Annotated in this window: 15 protein-coding genes; 12 read left to right on the plus strand and 3 right to left on the minus strand. The window is 62.7% G+C overall.

The window, feature by feature from the left end; all coding sequences use genetic code 11:
- Positions 1 to 6: 6 nt before the first annotated feature.
- From Q4481_RS05285 to Q4481_RS05305, 5 genes are read left to right on the plus strand one after another with little or no spacing between them, the layout of a single operon-like run.
- Entirely contained in the window at positions 7 to 1416 is a 1410-nt protein-coding gene (locus Q4481_RS05285; protein ID WP_304375275.1) for an amidohydrolase family protein, read from the plus strand.
- Positions 1413 to 2276, plus strand: a complete 864-nt coding sequence (locus Q4481_RS05290; RefSeq protein ID WP_304375276.1) for an aromatic ring-hydroxylating oxygenase subunit alpha — start codon at positions 1413 to 1415, stop codon at positions 2274 to 2276. The genes Q4481_RS05285 and Q4481_RS05290 overlap by 4 nt, the downstream gene beginning before the upstream one ends.
- The gene (locus Q4481_RS05295) at positions 2276 to 5428 is read left to right on the plus strand and encodes a molybdopterin cofactor-binding domain-containing protein (RefSeq protein ID WP_304375277.1); all 3153 of its coding nucleotides are present in this window, start codon (positions 2276 to 2278) and stop codon (positions 5426 to 5428) included. Before Q4481_RS05290 ends, Q4481_RS05295 begins: the two co-directional genes overlap by 1 nt.
- Positions 5425 to 5916: a (2Fe-2S)-binding protein gene (locus Q4481_RS05300; RefSeq protein WP_304375278.1), complete on the plus strand. Its 492-nt coding sequence runs from the start codon at positions 5425 to 5427 to the stop codon at positions 5914 to 5916. Before Q4481_RS05295 ends, Q4481_RS05300 begins: the two co-directional genes overlap by 4 nt.
- Positions 5916 to 7430: an aldehyde dehydrogenase family protein gene (locus Q4481_RS05305; protein ID WP_304375279.1), complete on the plus strand. Its 1515-nt coding sequence runs from the start codon at positions 5916 to 5918 to the stop codon at positions 7428 to 7430. Before Q4481_RS05300 ends, Q4481_RS05305 begins: the two co-directional genes overlap by 1 nt.
- Before the next feature lie 15 nt (positions 7431 to 7445).
- Here the strand turns inward: Q4481_RS05305 and Q4481_RS05310 are convergent, their stop codons facing one another.
- A complete protein-coding gene (locus Q4481_RS05310; RefSeq protein WP_354542311.1) occupies positions 7446 to 8360 on the minus strand; it encodes a DMT family transporter in 915 nt (304 codons plus the stop codon).
- Positions 8361 to 8816: 456 nt separating this feature from the next.
- On the opposite strand from Q4481_RS05310, the gene Q4481_RS05315 reads away from it, so the two are divergent.
- Entirely contained in the window at positions 8817 to 9398 is a 582-nt protein-coding gene (locus Q4481_RS05315; protein WP_304375280.1) for a Crp/Fnr family transcriptional regulator, read from the plus strand.
- 330 nt (positions 9399 to 9728) lie between these two features.
- On the opposite strand, the gene Q4481_RS05320 is transcribed toward Q4481_RS05315, so the two are convergent.
- Both Q4481_RS05320 and Q4481_RS05325 read right to left on the minus strand, forming a co-directional pair.
- Positions 9729 to 11573 (minus strand): heavy metal translocating P-type ATPase, encoded by a 1845-nt coding sequence (locus tag Q4481_RS05320; protein WP_304375281.1) that lies wholly within the window; start codon positions 11571 to 11573, stop codon positions 9729 to 9731.
- A 110-nt stretch (positions 11574 to 11683) separates the two neighbouring features.
- Positions 11684 to 11884: a hypothetical protein gene (locus Q4481_RS05325; protein ID WP_304375282.1), complete on the minus strand. Its 201-nt coding sequence runs from the start codon at positions 11882 to 11884 to the stop codon at positions 11684 to 11686.
- Positions 11885 to 12113: 229 nt separating this feature from the next.
- Between Q4481_RS05325 and Q4481_RS05330 the strand changes: the two genes are divergently transcribed.
- From Q4481_RS05330 to Q4481_RS05355, 6 genes are all read left to right on the plus strand, one after another.
- Positions 12114 to 12887: a GntR family transcriptional regulator gene (locus tag Q4481_RS05330; RefSeq protein ID WP_304375283.1), complete on the plus strand. Its 774-nt coding sequence runs from the start codon at positions 12114 to 12116 to the stop codon at positions 12885 to 12887.
- 11 nt (positions 12888 to 12898) lie between these two features.
- Positions 12899 to 13909 carry an SIS domain-containing protein gene (locus Q4481_RS05335; RefSeq protein ID WP_304375493.1) on the plus strand — a complete coding sequence of 337 codons (1011 nt, stop codon included), beginning with the start codon at positions 12899 to 12901 and terminating at the stop codon, positions 13907 to 13909.
- A complete protein-coding gene (gene nagA / locus Q4481_RS05340; RefSeq protein ID WP_304375284.1) occupies positions 13906 to 15081 on the plus strand; it encodes an N-acetylglucosamine-6-phosphate deacetylase in 1176 nt (391 codons plus the stop codon). Before Q4481_RS05335 ends, nagA begins: the two co-directional genes overlap by 4 nt.
- A gap of 5 nt (positions 15082 to 15086) precedes the next feature.
- The gene (locus tag Q4481_RS05345; RefSeq protein ID WP_304375285.1) at positions 15087 to 16586 is read left to right on the plus strand and encodes a xylulokinase; all 1500 of its coding nucleotides are present in this window, start codon (positions 15087 to 15089) and stop codon (positions 16584 to 16586) included.
- 77 nt (positions 16587 to 16663) lie between these two features.
- The gene (locus tag Q4481_RS05350; RefSeq protein WP_304375286.1) at positions 16664 to 17404 is read left to right on the plus strand and encodes a GntR family transcriptional regulator; all 741 of its coding nucleotides are present in this window, start codon (positions 16664 to 16666) and stop codon (positions 17402 to 17404) included.
- Positions 17401 to 18129, plus strand: coding sequence for an SIS domain-containing protein (locus Q4481_RS05355; protein ID WP_304375287.1), 729 nt, complete (start codon positions 17401 to 17403; stop codon positions 18127 to 18129). The genes Q4481_RS05350 and Q4481_RS05355 overlap by 4 nt, the downstream gene beginning before the upstream one ends.
- Positions 18130 to 18160 lie beyond the last annotated feature (31 nt).

Raw genomic sequence — 18160 nt, forward strand, 5'->3', positions numbered from 1 at the left:
CGACCGATGACTGGAGAAACAATGGACAAGACCGGAATGATCCTCGCAGGCGAAAGCCTCCTGACCATGGATGCCGAAAACAGCGTCATCCGCAACGGCGCCGTCGCAATCCTGGACGGACGCATCATGGGCGTCGGCACGCTTGAGGCGATGAAGGCAGCCTTCCCGGCCTATAGCCTCAAACACCTGGCCAACACGGTGCTGATGCCGGGCCTCATCAATGCGCATGCCCATTCCGGCTTTCTGCGTGGTACGGCCGAACATCTTCCGGTCTGGGACTGGCTGACCATCCACATCAACCCCATGCACCGGGTGCTCGAACCGCATGAGGCGGAAGCCGCCTCCTGGCTTTGCTATGCGGAATCGGCGCTCTCCGGCACCACCACCGTGGTCGACATGTGGCGCTACATGGATGGCAGCGCCCGTGCCGCAGAAGCGATCGGCACCCGGCTTCTGGCTGTTCCCTATGTCGGGGAACATCCCGACTACAACTATTTCGACACGCTCGACATGAACGAGGCGATGATCGAAACCTGGCACCGCAAGGCCAATGGCCGCATCAATGTCTGGGTCGGGCTCGAACATCTCTTCTATTCCGACGAGGCCGGACAGCAGCGCGCGATCGAGATGGCCAAGCGCCACAAGGTCGGTTTTCACACCCATTGTTCGGAGGCCGAGGTCGAGGTTGGCGGCTTCATCGAGGCCTATGGCAAGCGGCCGATGTATGTGCTAGAAGATCTCGGCTTCTTCGAAGCGCCGCAGACGATGCTGGCGCATGCCGTCTGGCTCGAACCTGCCGAGATCGAGCTGATCTCGAAATACAGGGTCTCGGTGGCGCACAACCCCGTCTCCAACATGAAGCTCGCCTCCGGCATCGCACCGATCGCCGACATGCTGGCCGCTGGCATTCCGGTCGGGCTCGGCACCGATGGCGAGAAGGAAAACAACAATTTCGACATGTTCGAGGAGATGAAGGCCGCCTCGCTGCTCGGCAAGTTGCATCATCGCGATGCCGCTGCGATGGACAGCTGGCAAAGCCTGCGCATGGCGACCATCCTCGGCGCCAAGGCCATCGGGCTCGATCACGAGATCGGTTCGATCGAAGTCGGCAAACGGGCGGATATCATCGCGGTCCGCAGCGATACGCCGCGCATGACGCCCTTCTTCCCGGATGGACCCTATTTCAACCTGCAGCACAATCTGGTCCATGCCGTACGCGGCAGTGATGTCGCCATGACGATGGTCGATGGCAAGATCATCGTCGAGGACGGACAGCTCAAGACCGGCGATCTCAAAGCCATCATTGCGGATATTCACGCCATGGCGCCCGCCCATTTTGCCCGTCGCGCTCGTTGGCTGGCGGAAAACGGCGGCGGCACCAAGAACTGGATTAGCGAAAAAGGAACGGCGGAATGAAGACGACAGATCAGGTCGCGCTTAACGACTGGTACGCGATCGCGACCGCAAGCGAGGTGACCTCCAAACCGTTGAGAACGAAGCTGCTCGGCCAGGCAATCGAATATGCGCTCGGCGAAGGCGGCGAACCGATGGTGCGCGAAGTGCTGGACGATGGCTTTGGACCGCCGCTGCCGGTGAAGGTCCGCTATGGCTGTCTCTTCACCACGCTTGGGACGCCGACCAAGGATATCGTCCATATCGAGGAGGCAGAAGAGGACGATCGCCGCTTCGTGCTTTGCGGCTGGGTGACGATGCGCGCTTCCGGCCTCAGGGTGGTCGAGAACTTCCTCGACATGGCGCATTTCCCCTTCGTCCACACAAACATCCTCGGCGCCGAACCGCATACCGAAGTGCCCTCCTATCTCAGCGAAATCCGCCGTGATGTCGATGAAGTCTGGGCCACCAACTGCACCTTCTTCCAGTCGCGCATTGCCGCCACCGAAAGCGCCGGCGATTTTGTCCATCTCACCTATCGCGTTCCCTCACCCTATGTGGTGATGCTCTACCGCGTCTGCCCCACCTCGCCGAACCGGCTCGATGCGATCGCACTCTTCATCCAGCCGATGGAGGAAGGACTCTGCCGGGCCCAGCCGGTGATGTATCTGGTCGACAGCGTCTCCTCCCACAAGGCGCTCCTGAACTTCGAACAGGTGATCTTCCTGCAGGACCGCATCATCGTCGAAAACCAGCGCCCGCTGCTCTTGCCACTCGAGCCGAGGGCGGAAATTCCGACGCGAGCCGACTCCTCCTCCATCGCCTATCGTCGCTGGATCAAGGAAAAGGGCCTGCGCTACGGCACCACCGCCGGAGGACATTGATGCAGATCTGGCGACCGGCCTCTGTCAGCGATGTCTTTTCCATTGCCGCGTCGCAGCCGGGCAGCGTCCGGCTCGTGGCCGGCGGCACCGCCTTGCAACTGGACTGGGCCAAGGGCGTGCCGAAACCCGCCCGCCTCATCGATCTGTCACGCATTGCAACGCTGGACGGCATCAGCCAGGAGGCTGGCAGGATCCGCATCGGCGCCAATTGCAGCCTCTCCGAACTGATGGACGACCGGAGGATCGTCCAGAGTTTGCCGCTTCTGCATCAAGCCCTCGGCCGGGTCGCGGGTCCGACCATCCGCAATCTCGCGACCATCGGCGGCAATGTGGCAGGCCGAACCGGTTGCCTGTTGCCGGTGTTGCTCGCGCTCGATGCCCATCTCGAAGTCGCCTCACCCACCGGCATCGTCTGCGTGAAGCTGGAAGACTGGCTGTCGCGATCGCCGGAACCGATCGAGGTTCTGACCGCCATCCTGCTGACGCCACAGAGTTCCTCGGGCCAATCGACGTTCCGCAAGGTCGGATTGCGGGCCGCCTTTTCTCCCAGCATCATCAATGTTGCCGGCATCCTGAGTTTGCAGGCCGGCATTATCATTCGCGCCCGGCTGGCCGTCGGTGGCGGCATTGTCCGTCCGACCCGGCTTCGTGCGGTGGAAGCGATGCTGGAAGGCCGCACCCACGCAACGCTCGACTGGAAGAGCATCCACCGCCATCTGGTCGAAGTGATCGATGCGCCGGACGATGACTTTCGCAGCAGCCGTTATCGACGGTTGGTCGCCGCCAATGCGCTGGTGCATGGTCTCGGCGGAACCTTGCCCAAGGTGAATGCGGCTCTTCCGGTCTCGCCGCTTCAGACCCGTCCGTCCGGACCCGATGGCGAAATCGAGCTCAGTCACGCCACCCATCCGCATCTCTGGCATAAACGCCCCGATGTCGAGGCGAAGATCAGCGGCCATATGCCCTATCTTACCGATACCCGCCTTCCGGACATGCTGGTTGGCCGCATCCTCAGGGCCGGACGCCCGCATGCCCGAATCCTTTCGATCGACACGACGGCGGCGGAATCGCTGGCTGGTGTCGAAGCTGTCGTCACCCATGCCGATATTCGCGGCCTCAACGCCTTCGGCATCGTGATCCAGGATCAGCCGGCGCTCTGCCATGACAAGGTGCGTTATGTCGGCGACCCGGTCGCAGCCGTCGCGGCGGTGGATGCGTTAACGGCAGAAGCCGCGCTTGCCCTGATCAAGGTTGTCTATGAGGATCTGCCTCCGGTGACCGATCCTGAGGAAGCATTGTCGAATGATACCGTCACCGTGCATGACGGCGGCAACCTTCAATGTGAGCTGAATTTCGCCCGCGGCAATCTCGAGGATGGATTTGCCCGCGCCAGCCATATCGTCGAGGATGTCTATGTCACGCCACGCCAGATGCATGGCTTCATGGAAACCGAAGGCGGCTATGTGCTGGTCGATGAGGATGGCAACCTGCTTGTCTCCGTCGGCGGCCAGCATGGCTCACGCGATCGACTGCAGCTGTCGCGCATCCTCGATCTGCCGGAAGAGCGGATCCGCGTCGTCACAAGTCCGACCGGCGGCGCCTTCGGCGGCAAGGACGAACTCTCCGTACAGCCGGCACTCGCCCTTCTGGCGCTCAAGAGCGGTAAACCGGTGCGACTGCAATTGTCGCGCGCCGAATCCGTGATCGCCGGCCAGAAGCGCAATCCGATGGCGATCCGTATGCGGACTGCCTGCGATGCTGAGGGTCGCCTTTTGGCCCAGGAAGTGGATGTGCTCGCCGATGCGGGCGCCTATGCGTCCCTCGGTCCCGGCGTTCTCGAAACTGCGCTCGAACATGCCGCCGGCCCCTATCTGGTCGACAATGTCCGCACGCGCGGCCGTCTCGCCTACACCAACAACGGCATCTGCGGTGCCTTCCGCGGCTTTGGCGCCAACCAGATGACCTATGCGATCGAATGCCAGATGGACCGGCTTGCCCGCGCCGTCGGCATCGACCCGATCGAAATCCGTGCCCTGAACATGCGCAAACCCGGCATGCCGGGCTATCTCGGCCAGGCGGTCGCCCCCACCGAACGCTGCGACCAGATGCTGGCTGCAGCTTCCGCTTCCCCGCTCTGGCACGCGGCACAGCAAGCCACACTCGATCCTGCCGAATGGCTGATCGGTACCGGCATGGCGATGAACTACCAGGGCAACGGCCTCGGCTCCGTTGTTCCGGACCCTTCCGGCGGACGGTTGGCCCTGACCCCGGACGGCCAGATCGAAGGCGGTTTCGGCCTCGATGAAATGGGCCAGGGTCTGCTGACGCTCATCAAGGCGACGGTGGCCGCAGAACTCGGCTGTGCCCGTGAGGACGTCAAGGCAACGGTGGGCGATACGAGGCTGGCGCCGGAATCAGGGTCAACCACGGCATCGCGCGGCACCTCGGTCGTCTGGGCCTCGGTAAAGATGGCGGCGCCGGAATTCTCGATGCAGATGCGTCAGGCTGCAGCGTCGCTGCTCGAACGCGATCCTGACGACCTCGTTTTCGCTCCGGGCGGCTTCGCTGAACGAGGCTCCAACAGCGGCGAAATTCTGATCACCTACCGCACGCTCGCCAGCCGCGTGCCAGCAGATGCCCTGCCGAGCGTGACGGTGGCCTACGAATTCCCCAAGAACGATTACAGTGCCGGCAATGCCCGCTTCATTTTCGCCTTCGGCGCCTGTGTGGCACGGGTGGCGATCAGTCGCGTGACCGGCGAGATCCGCATTCTCGATCTCAACCAGCACACCGCTGCCGGACCGGTAATGGACCTTGCCGCCTATCTCGGGCAGATCGAAGGCGGTGCGGTGCAGGGGCTCGGATTCACGCTGACCGAACATATGCCCATGCGCGACGGCCACTATCTGCAGGCCAATCTCGACAGCTACATGATGCCGGGGATTGCCGACAGCCCTGCTGCAATGCGGGCCTTCGCGCTCGAAAGCCTCGATGAACGTGACGAACATGGTCCGCGTGGCGTAGGCGAACTCGGTATCGGAGCCGTAACGCCCGCCATTGCGAATGCCGTGGCCCAGGCGCTCGGCCAATGGCCCGCGACAAGCCCCTTCCCGCCCGAAACGATCCTCGACATGCTGGAGATGCCGGGATGACGATCAGCTTCCATCTCGACGGCCAGCACAGAACCATCGATGTGCCCTGGGATACGCCGATCGCCACTGTGCTGCGCGACACGCTGGAACAGACGGCAACCAAGGTCGCCTGTTCGGTGGGGCGATGCGGCGCCTGCATGGTGCTGATCGACGGAAAGCCGGTCAATTCCTGCATGGTCATGGCCTGGCAGGCCGATGGCGCCGATATCCGAACCATCGACGGGCTCTGGCAACTTCCAGGCGCAGAACTGGTGCGCGAAGCGCTGGTTGCCGAAAATGCCTTCCAGTGCGGCTATTGCGCGCCCGGTTTCACCATCACGCTCTGGGCCTTCCTCCGCGATCATCCCGACGCAAGCGAGGCCGAGATTCGTGCCGCGCTCGAAGGCAATCTCTGCCGCTGTACCGGCTACCATTCCATCATCCGTGGTGCACTTCGCGCCGCCGACATGCTGCGCGGTCAAAAGGCCGGCGCGGCGGGAGAACCATAATGACCGCGACCCACACCTGGCCCGAACCTGCAACCGAAGGCGCTCGTGCCTTTCTTGCGACCCCGCGCAAGAAGATCCTGATCGACAATATCTGGCGCGATGCGTCGGGCCTCTCGACCTTCGAGACCTTCGACCCCGCTTCCGGACGCAAGCTCGCCGATCTTGCCGAAGCCACCGCAGCCGATGTCGATGAGGCGGTCGCTGCCGCTCGCCATGCGCTCAACGCTCCGGAATGGAAGGCGATGACACCTTCGGCGCGCGGCAAGCTGCTCTGGCGGATCGCCGAAAAGATCGAGGCCCATGTCGACGAACTCGCCGAACTCGAGACGCTCGACCAGGGCAAGAGCTTCAAGACCGGGCGTTTTGGCGAAATTCCCGCCTCGGCCGAACAGTTCCGCTATTTTGCCGGCTTCTGCACCAAGATCCTCGGCACCACCATCCCCACCTCGATTGCCTACCAGCCGGCCGGCAAACAGATTTTCGCCTATACGACGCGCGAGCCGATTGGCGTCGTTGCAGCGATCACGCCGTGGAACTCGCCGATGCTGATGGCGGCCATGAAGCTGGCGCCGGCGCTGGCCGCCGGCTGCACCATCGTGCTGAAGCCGGCCGAGGAGACCTCCCTTACGGCGATCCGTTTGATGGAACTGATGATCGAGGCCGGCCTGCCGAAAGGCGTCGTCAATCTCGTGACCGGCTTCGGCGAAATCGTCGGTGCCGCGCTTACCGGCCATCCGGATGTCGACAAGGTCGCCTTCACCGGTTCGACCGAAGTGGGCAAGCTGATCGTCGGTGCCGCCCGCGGCAATCTCAAGAAGCTGACGCTCGAACTCGGCGGCAAATCGCCGGCGATCATCATGCCGGATGCCGATATGGCGCTTACCATTCCCGGCGTCGCACGTGGCATCTTCGCCAATTCCGGCCAGGTCTGCGTTGCCGGCTCCCGCGTCTATGCCCATCGCGCCGTCTATGACGAGGTCGTCGAGGGCCTGTCGAAGACGTCCGCCGGCATGACGCTCGGCCATGGTCTCGATCCCGCGACCGATCTTGGTCCGCTCGTCAACCGCAAGCAGGCCGATCGCGTGGCCGGTTTCATTGCGGAAGGCCGTGCCGAGGGGGCCGAGGTGACGGCGGGCGGCCATCAGTCCGGCGAATTCTCGACCTTCTTCGAGCCGACGGTGGTGACCGCCGTGCGGCCCGACATGCGGATGATGCAGGAGGAAATTTTCGGACCGGTGGTTGCCGTGACCCCGTTCGACGAACCGGACGAGGCGATCGCCTTTGCCAACGATTCGCCCTATGGTCTGGCGGGAAGCGTCTGGACCAGCGATCTGTCGAGCGCCCACCGGCTGGCAGCCCGCGTGAAAGCCGGCACGATCTGGATCAACTGCCATTCCTATTTCTCGCCCGAATTGCCGAAAGGCGGCCATCGCCAGTCCGGCTGGGGCTACGAGAATGGCGCGCCGGGCCTCGACAACTATCTCGAGACCAAGACGGTCTGCGCTGTCATCTGATGGTGCGGGCCGGCGTTATGGCAGTTCCGATTCAAGGCGATCTGCCGCAACGGCCCCCTTCTTCAGCTTGTTCTCGCGGAAGAAGATGAAGAGACCTGAGGCGACGATAAGCGCGGCACCGGCCATCATCGTTGCCGACGGCAGGTCGTGGAAGAAGATGTAGCCGAAAATGATCGCCCAGAAGAGCTGGGTATATTGCAGCGGCGCGACGATGGCGGCATCGGCGAGCTTGAAGGCGCGGTTGACCAGTACATGCGCCGTCATCGACACGACTCCGAGCAAGGCCAGCAGCGCCACATCGCTGGCTGCCGGCGGCACCCAGGCAAAGGGGATGGTCGCAAGTCCCGCAACGCCCGCGCCAAGGGTCTGCCAGAACACCAGAACCGTATCAGGCGTTCCGCGCAGGCTACGGGCGGTGATCATCATGAAGGCAAATGCCATGCTGCCGAAAATGGAAATCAGCGCCGGCGCCGAGAAGACGGCCTTTGACGGCTCAAGTGCCACCATGACGCCGACGAAGCCGATCGCAATCGCCGTCCAGCGGCGCCAGCCCACGCGTTCGCCTAGCAGGAAGGGTGAAAGAGCCGCCACATAGATTGGCGAGGCGAGCCAATAGGTCATCACGTCGGCGAGCGGCATATAGGCGACGGCGAAATAGAAGGCAGACACTTCCGCCGTTGACAGAACCACGCGACTGATCTGCAAAAGCGGCCGATCCACTGAAATGAGCGGTCGGACCCCGATTTTCCAGACGAACGGCGCCAGAACGATCAGGGCTGCAATGCTTCGGAGCAGGATGACCTGCCCGATCGGAAAAATCCCGACCAGCCATTTCCCCATCGTGTCATTGAGGGTGAACATAAGCATGCCGGACAGCATGACGAGAATGCCGTTGCGGGCGGCGTTCGCGCCGATGCCAAACCTGTTCAACTCTGCCTCCGCAACAATGCGACGGACCGGCCCGCCGTGAAACCGCTCTCTTACAGAAGCACATTCCCGCTGTCGATCGAATACCTGGCGACGATGCCCATGATAGCGACGGGCAAGGCTGGGAAGCACCGGCAGGACAAAACGCCGCCCCCCTCATTCCGGTGATATCCAAACCCGAAGTTCTGTGAGATGATCATTATCAAGAATCGCAACCGGCAATCTTCGCGAGCAACAGAGAAACATCTGTAGCGTGTCGAGGATGAAACCAGTGCATGACGGGAGAGACAAGTGATGATGTCGCGAGACTCGACCTCCGATCCTCGACCACTGCCCGGCCTTTGTGTCGGCTGCAATGTGCGCGCCAACGGTGTTTGCAGCGCCCTCGGGATGGATCATCTCCACGAACTTTCCCGCCACGCGAAACGATCGCTACTGCCCTCAGGCAAGGAACTTGTCATGCAGGGCGAAGCGAACGAGACCTACACCAACATGGTGCATGGCGTGGTCAAGTTGACCAAGTATATGGCCGATGGCAGGCAGCAGATCGTGAGCTTGAAGTTCGCCCCGTCGCTTGTCGGCAAATGCGCCCATCGGGAAAGCGCTGTCTCTGCCCTAACCGCCACCGAGGCCCAGGTCTGCAGCTTTCCGCGCGACGTGCTCGAGATGATCGCCAGCAAATCGCCCGCGGTGGAAACCCGCATGCACCAGCAGGCCTTGATGGAACTCGATCAGGCGCGGGAATGGATGCTGGCGCTCGGTCGCAAGAATGCGCAGGAAAAGCTCGCAACCTTCCTGGTGATGGTGGCGCGCAGCAATAGCCGCAACAGCCAGATGCGACAGCAGTTCCAGTTGCCGCTCAACCGGACCGAGATCGCCGATTTCCTGGGATTGACCATCGAGACCGTCAGCCGGCAGCTCACACGACTGAGACAATCGAATGTCATTTCGCTGCGCGACAGCCGTCATGTGACGATCAACGACAGCCGGGCGCTCGAACTGATGTCCGATCACAGCCTCGCACAAACGCTGAGCCATTGAGCGTTGCAGACAGCGAGGAGCATTTCAGAGGTGCGGCGTTCCAGCTCCGATGCCGAACAGGCCGCTCACAGGAACGGTGCCGAAGGCGATGATGGCCAGGAATGCGATGGTCAGAAACAGGGTCATGGCGGTTCCTCAATCAAGAATGGCTGTGGCCGAAGCGACGGAGGCTTTCGCTTCCGTCGTTCCGAACAATGAGGCGCCCAGCGACAGGGTGATGATCGCAACAAGCATATAGGCGATGATCTCTTTCATGGCGGTGCCTCCTGAACTTGGAAACACTTTGCCTCAACAAACCGGCCGCGTCTGTTCCCGACGGAACATCCTGGATCAAGCCCGGAGCGCCCGCAAGGCATTGAGGATGACCGCCATATCGATCGCCTCCTGGATGAGCGCGCCCTGAACGGGCGGCAGATAACCGAGCGCAGCAGCAGCCATGGCGAGGATCGACAGTCCGAGGCCTGCGACCACGCTCTGGGTGGCAATGCGGCGCACGTCTCGCGCCAGCCGCAATGTCTCCGGGATCGCCGAAAGATTGTCGACAAGAAGCACCATATCTGCCGCCTCTGACGAAGAAGCGGCCCCGGACACGCCCATCGAGACCCCGACATCGGCTGCGGCCAGAGCCGGAGCATCATTGACCCCGTCTCCGACCATCATCACCTTCTGCCGCGAAGACTCCTGGCGGACCGCCGCGACCTTGTCTTCCGGCACCAGATCGGCGAGCACCGCGTCGACGCCGAGTTTCTTGCCGACCGTATCGGCAATGACCCTGCGATCGCCCGAGGCGAGGAGAATACGGTCGACCCCTGCCGCGCGGAGTGCCGTCAGAGCCTGCGGCGCTTCATTGCGGATCCGGTCTTCGAGAACGATCACGCCGGCGAAGCGGCCGTCGATACCGACAGCAACCGTCATTGCCGTCGCCGGAATGCGTTTGCGATCAAGTTCCCCGTTGCTCGCTGTGCGTTCGGCAACGAACCCTTCGCCACCAACGGCGACATCACGGCCATTCACCTGCCCGGCAAGGCCCGATCCCGCCACCTCCTCGACGGCAAGCGGGGGCGTGAGCGGCAAATCGCGTTCGCGCGCCGCATTGATGAGCGAGGTCGCCACCACATGGCTCGATGCCTGGTCGAGACTGGCGGCCAACTGCAAGATTTCCGTTTCGGAAAACGGCGCGAAGGCAATGAGATCGGTCACTTCCGCCTTGCCGCCGGTCACCGTCCCCGTCTTGTCGAGAATGACGGTACGGATGCCGACCAACTGTTCCAGCACACCGCCATTCTTGATCAGGACGCCGCGGCCGGCGGCACGCGACAGGCCCGAAATCAGCGCCACCGGCACAGCCAGGATCAGGGGGCAAGGTGTTGCCACAACCAGCACCGCCAGAAGCCGGACCGGATCCTCCGTGAAATACCAGGTGAGCCCGGCCAGGACCAAGGTGAAGAGCAGAAAGCCGACCGCATAGCGATCCGCCATCCGCACCATCGGCGCCTTGCTGGCCTGGGCGGCTTCCACCAGCCGTACGATACCAGCATAGGTACTGTCAGCAGCGGAATGGGTGGTTATCAGATCAAAGGCGCCGCCAGCCGCAGCAGAGCCGGAGAGCGCCGCCTCACCATAACCCAGCCGCTTGGGCAGCGATTCGCCGGTGATGGCGGAAAGATCGAGCAATGCAACGTCACTTGCTACATGGCCATCGACTGGCAGCACTTCGCCCTGCCGGATGAGCAGGCGATCACCCGGTTCGACGATGGCGATGTCGACATCCTCAAGCTGGTCGCCACGATACCGTCTTGCCGAATGCGGGACGCGACCGAGCAGGGCCGACATTTCGCGGCGCGCCCTTCCCTGGGCGAAACTTTCCAGCAACTGCCCGCCGGCATACATCAGTGCAACGACGCTGCCCGCCATGAATTCGCCAAAGCCGAGAGCCGCCGACATCGAAAGCGCCGCCAGGACATCGAGCCCGACATCGCCCTTCATCAGCGAGGAAACGATCTGGACGGCCAGAGCGATCAGAACCGGAATGGTGGCCCCAGCCCACGCAATCGCAGCATAGTTCGTCTGACCGGCCCACCAGAACAGAAGCCCGGCCAAAAGCCCCAGAAGTGCTACGGAGAAAAGAAGAACCGGCCAGGTTTCGCGAAAACGGTCAAACGTATGACGATGCATGGGTATGCCTTGTGCCTTGACCGGATCGAACCGGCCTGGGAGATGGCCGATATTGTCTTCTCAGGCAACAAAGGCAAGCGGCAATAGCAATTTCGGGACAGCTCGAACGGTCATGAAAAGCGTTTGTGGGCTAGCTGTCGACATCGCTCCGCCAGTTCCTCTTCGTCCCAACCTTCGAGACTATGCTCGCGCAGAATGAGCTTCAAGAGCTCCCATTCGGTGACCGCGTTGCGCCGAAACCAGCCGGAATCCCGGATCTCGGTGAAGATCGACTGGATGAGCGTGCGGTCGTGCGGGTCGAGATCAATCATGCGGATTCGCTTGCAGGGAGGACTTTGGAGTGAGCGGTGGGTTGCAAACGAATGTCTCGTCCCTGCCTGCGCCGATTTGCGGTTCTTAGCACAGCTCTCTGCGGCTGCGAATTGCTTCTATTGCATGGCTGCCAACAGAGGGTATCCGGATTGGCAGACCAACGGACCACATCTTTGACCTCACACGAAATTGGTTGAATTGGATCTATATTGGTTTTATAAAAGTCGTATGGATGATACCAACGCACTTTCCAACGCCCTCCTTGTCGCCGTGAACGATCCCGCCCTGTCAGGACCGCTCTACCGGCGGATCGCGCAAAAAATCGCCGCATTGATCCAATCGAGCGAGCTTCCGGCCCATGCGGTCCTGCCGCCGGAACGTGATCTTGCCGAGGCGCTGAATATCGGCCGTGTCACGGTGCGCAACGCCTACAAGGAACTGATCTCCGGCGGTCTGGTCGAACAGCGCCAGGGCAGCGGAACCTTTGTGGCCGAGCGGCCGGGCCGCATCACCCAGCCGCTCTGGCGGCTGAGTTCGTTTTCGGAAGACATGCGTTCGCGTGGCAAGGTGCCGGGCGCCCGCGTCCTGCAAAAGATCATGGCCTCGCCATCCCCCGAGGAAGCCTTCGGATTGGGTATCGGTCTCGACACCCGCATTCTGCGTCTGAGCCGTCTGCGTCTCGCCGATGGAAGACCGATGGCGCTCGAACGGGCCGCCGTTCCAGCTACCTATCTGGAAGAAGACCATCTGACCGGCGATTCGCTTTATGCCGCTCTGGAGCGTCGCGGGTTCAGGCCGGTGCATGCGCTCCAGCGGTTGAACGCGGTGCTGGCGGATGCAGCAAGCGCCGAGCAGCTGGAGATCGAGCCCGGTTCGCCCGCGCTACAAATCATCCGCATATCACGCCTCGCGGATGGACGGGCCGTGGAATACACCCATTCCCTCTACCGCGGGGATACCTATGATTTCATTGCAGAATTGCGTATCGGAGAAACAAAGTGACCCTGTCGCTCATGAAGCAGGAGACCCGTCAGGCAGCCGATGTCGTCGCCCAGATGCTGGCGGCGGAACGAGACAATTTCGCCCGGCTCGCAGACCATTTCGAACGTCAGCGTCCGAAGGTCGTTTCGACGGCGGCGCGCGGCTCCTCCGATCACGCCGCGACCTTCTTCAAGTATCTGTTCGAGATCATGACCGGCTATCCGGTCGCCTCCATCGGCCCTTCGGTCGCATCGGTCTATGAGACCAGACTGCATCTTGAGGGCGCAGTTCACGTGACCGTTTCACAATCCGGCGCCAGCCCGGACATCGTTGCCTTGCAGAGTGCCGCGCGCAGGGGCGGCGCCTTCACTGTCGCCGTCGTCAATGTGACGGAAAGCCCGCTTGCGCGGGAGGCTGATCTGGTCATTGGCCTTCATGCCGGCCCGGAACGAAGCGTCGCCGCCACCAAATCCTGCCTTGCCGCCGCCGCGGCGCTTGCCGGCGTGACGGCTGCGATTACCGGCGATGCTGCTCTTGTGAACGCACTCGAACGCCTGCCGCAGGCACTTGCGGCAGCAACGGGCACGCCGGACAGCACCCTCGTTGACAAAATCGCCCCCAGTCATTCGCTCTATATCACCGGCCGTGGAACGGGTTTTGCTGTTGCGCTGGAAGCCGCCCTGAAAGCCAAGGAAACCTGCGGCCTGCACGCGGAAGCCTTCTCGCTCGCGGAAGTCATGCATGGGCCGATGCGCCTTGTGGAAGCCGGTTTCCCCATTCTGGCCTTCACGCAGGAAGACGCCGCGTCGACCGCAAGCGACGAGGCGATGGCACGCCTTGCCGGATTGGGCGCCGACATCATGACGATCGGCCATGACAGCGGAGGAACGCGCACGATTGCGACGCCCACGACCGGCCATGGCCTTCTGGATGCCTTGCCCGCCCTGGCGGCCTATTACGGCCTGATCGAGGCCGTAGCACAAAGGCGTGGCCTTGATCCGGACAGGCCTCGCAATCTCAGCAAGGTCACGGAGACGATATGATGGAACGCCTTGCCCTCATCGGAGCGCGAATTTTCGACGGCGAACGGTTCCATGAACACAAGGCCCTCGTGCTGCGCGGCGGGAAGATCGAAGCCCTGGTCGCGACGGCCGATCTCGACCCGACCATTCCGCGCCGCGACCTTGCGGGCGGCGTTCTGGCACCGGGCTTCATCGACGCACAGGTCAATGGCGGTGGCGGCATCATGCTCAACGATGCACCGCGTCCCGAAACGATGGCGCGCATTGCAGCGGCCCACCGGATCCACGGTACCACCAGTCTGCTGCCGACGCTGATTACCGACGGCAGGCAGGCAATCGAAAGCGCCCTCGAAGCGGCCGCCGATAGTGTGCGTTCGGATCAGGGCGTGGCTGGCCTTCATCTCGAAGGTCCCCATCTGGCGCCGGCCCGGAAAGGTGCCCACCCGGCGGAATTCATGCGTCCCGTCGTGGCGGACGATATTGCGCTCTACATATCCTTTGCCGAGCGGATCGGCACCTTGCTGCTCACGCTTGCGGTCGAACAGGTTACGGCAAAACAAGTCGCGGAACTGACCGAGGCAGGCATCATCGTCAGCATCGGCCACAGCGATGCAAAGGCGAGCGAGGCACAGGCCCTGTTCGATGCCGGTGCCCATGGTGTCACCCATCTTTTCAATGCCATGAGCCAACTCGGCAATCGCGAACCCGGACTTGTCGGCGCCGCGATCGATCATCCTTCCGTCTGGTGCGGCATCATCGCCGATGGCCACCATGTCGATCCTATCAGCCACAGACTGGCGCTGCGAGCCAAGCGCGCTGTCACAGGTCCGGGGCGGCTTTTTCTGGTCACCGACGCCATGGCGCTGGTCGGCTCGACCAGCGATCACTTTCTTCTCCATGGGCGAACCGTGCGCCGGACCCCGGGCGATCTCTGCGCCAAACTGACACTCGATGACGGTACGATCGCCGGTTCCGATCTCGATATGGCCTCGGCTATTCGCTTCTGTGTCGAACGGCTCGATCTTTCGCTCGCCGAGGCGCTCGCGATGGCGACCAGCTACCCGGCCCGTTTCCTGAAGATCACCGACCGAGGCATGATCAAACCGGGCCTGCGGGCCGATCTCGTCCATCTCGATGCATCGCTATCCGTAACGGATACCTGGCTATCGGGTCGCTCGGCTTCGGGAGCCTGACCGACATGGCGCGCTACTATGTCGGTCTCGACGCTGGTTCATCGATCTGCAAGGCCGCGATCTTCGATCGCGACGGTCGCCAGCTCTCGGAAGCCGCGCGGCGGACGCCGTTGTCGAGACCGAACCGCGGCTGGAGCGAACTCGATCCCGACACCAGCTGGAATGCCACGCTCGCGGTGATCGCCGAAGCGGTGGCATCGAGCGGCATCGATCCAGCCGAGATCGGCGGCATCGGTCTGTCGGCGGCCATGGTCGGCGCCTGGATTGTCGATGGCGACGGGATGGCGCTACGCCCCGGCATCATATGGGAAGACAGTCGCAGCCAGCCGATCATCGACGAGATGGTGGCCCGGGATCCGGGCGTGCTTTCGCGCATCTTCCTGTCATCCGGCTCTGTCATGCAGCAGGGCTGCACCCTGCCCGTCGTCGCCTGGTTAGCCCGCCACGAACCGGAGATGCTGGCAAGGGCCAGGCATGTTCTGAGTTACAAGGATTACCTGCGCCTCAAACTGACCGGAAAGGTCGCGACGGATCGCAGCGAAGCCTCCGTGATCCCCGGCAGCGCCGAAGCGCGTGACCGGTCGGACGCGATGATCACGCTCTTCGACCTTGGTCCATTCCGTCCTCTCTTTCCCGAGGTCCGGAATTCGGAGGAATTCATCGGCGGCCTGACTGAGACCGTCGCCAATCGTCTCGGCCTGCCAGCCGGACTGCCGGTGACGATCGGCGCCGGAGACGTCGCGGCAACCGTGATCGGCGCCGGCGGCCTGCATGCCGGCTCGGCGATTGCGGTTCTCGGCACCACCGTCATGGTTGGCATCTGCCACGACAGGCCGGTTTTCGCGCCTGCGGATGTCGGCTTGCTGTTCTCTCTTCCCGGCGACCTCTGGTACCGGTCCATGGTCAACGTTGCCGGCACGCTGAATCTCGACTGGGCCATCGAAACCCTGGCACCCGATCTCGCACCCCCGCCCGACCGCTACCAGCGTGTCACTGCGCTGGCCGAGAGCGTGCCGATCGGCGCGCGCGATCTCGTCTATCTGCCCTATCTCAGCGAAAGCGGCATCATCGCTCCGGTCGTCGATCCGGCGGCGCGAGCCCAGTTTTCAGGCCTTTCACCGCGCCATGGCCGGGCCGAACTGTTCCGCGCCGTGTTCGAAGGGGTGGCGTTTGCGCTCCGCGATCTCTTCGACACGCTCGGTTTCGTCGATGGCAGCGTGCTGCTGACCGGCGGCGGCGGCCGAAGCGCTTTCTGGTCGCAGATGATCGCCGACATTCTGGCCCGACCGATCGTCGTGCCGGAGGGAACCCAGTTCGGCGCGAGGGGCGCGGCCCTCCTTGCCGCAACCGCCGCCGGCGACTTTGCCAATATCCGTGAAGCCTCCGCTGCCGTCCGGGGCGGCGGCGTCACCTACCATCCGGATCTTTCACGCAGCCATGCCTATACCGAAGCGCATGCACGCTATCGCCATCATCGCGATCGCCTGCTGATGAAAGATTTGTGACGGAAGCTATTCTCGCCTCTTGACTCGGCCAATTGGTATATACCAATATGAATTTGGCATATACCAATGAGGCTTTCGTGACCGACCAGGACGCTCCGCTCTATTTGCAGATTGCCACACGGCTGAAGGACGATATCCAGTCCGGCCGCTTGAAGGCCGGCGAAAAGATCGCCTCGGAACGGGTGCTTGCCGAAGATCTTGGGGTCAGCCGGATGACGGCGCGCCAGGCGCTGCGCCATCTGGTCAACAATGGCCTCCTTGAAGCCCGCGTTGGCCAGGGAACCTTCGTCGGCGCCAATGTGATTGACCAGAAGCTGCATTCGCTCACCGGTTTCACCGAAGAAATGTCGAACCGTGGCCGCCAGGTCTCGAGCATCGTCGTTCTGTCGGAGACCCGCCAGGCGGATCCGCAATGCCGGGCCGCACTCAAGCTGCCGATGAATGCGCTCGTGCAGAGACTGGTGCGCGTGCGTCTGGTCGACGGCATGCCGGTTGCCCGGGAAACGACGGATATCCGTGCCGACAAGACCCCCGGCCTTCTCGATCTTGCGGATTTTGCCAGCCAGTCGGTTTACCAGATGCTGCGAAGCCATTTCGGACTGCTGCCGACGACGGCGGAGCAGACGCTGGCGGCTTCCGTGGCCTCCAACGAGATTGCCCGGTCGCTCGGGCTGACGGATGGCGCTGCCGTCCTCAATCTGACGCGTCTCACCTTCGACCAGCATGGCCAGCCAATCGAATTTGTCCGGTCGGTCTATCGTGGCGATGCATTCGTCATGAAGGTCGATCTCGTGCTGGATGAGAGGATTACCCAATGACCAAGGCAAGCGACCGCTATCTCGCTGACCTCACCGCCCGCCTGAGCGCCATTCGCACCACGCTCGCCGATCCGATGGCGCAAGCAGCAGCCTTGATTGTCGAGGCCGCCCGCAACGATCACCGCCTGTTCGTCTTCGGCACCGGCCACTCGCACATGCTAGCCGAGGAAGTGCATTATCGCGCCGGAGGTCTGGCCATTACCGTGCCGATCCTGGCCGGACCGACGATGGTCCACGAAGGGGCTGTGGCCGGCACCGTTTACGAGCGCATGGAAGGCATCGTGCGGCCGATCTTCGATCGCTACACGATCGGACCGGGCGATGTGCTGGTGGTCTCCTCCAATTCCGGTGTCAATGCCGCGCCGATCGAAGCCGCCCGCGTCGGTCGCGAAAAAGGCGCCAAGGTGATTGCGATCACCTCCGTTGCCTATTCGACAGCCGCCGCGCGGGGCCGCACACGTCTGGCCGATCTCGCCGACGTGGTGCTCGACAACAATTCCCCGCCCGGAGATGCCGTTGTCGAGGTTCAGGGCAGCGAACTCAAGGTCGGGCCGGTCTCGACCGCCATCGGCGTTGCGATCATGAACGCCATCCTCGCCGATGTCGCCGACCAGCTCTCCTCCGATGGGGACGCCCCGATCTATCTCAGCGCCAACATGGATGGCGCCACCGAAATCAACCGGAAACTGGTCGAGCGGTTCCGGAAGCGCAATCCGCATCTTTGATACGCCTGCCAACCGAAACAACGAAGAAAGG

This window comes from Fluviirhizobium alvei (assembly GCF_030551875.1).
Taxonomy (GTDB): Bacteria; Pseudomonadota; Alphaproteobacteria; order Rhizobiales; family Rhizobiaceae; genus Rhizobium_E; species Rhizobium_E alvei.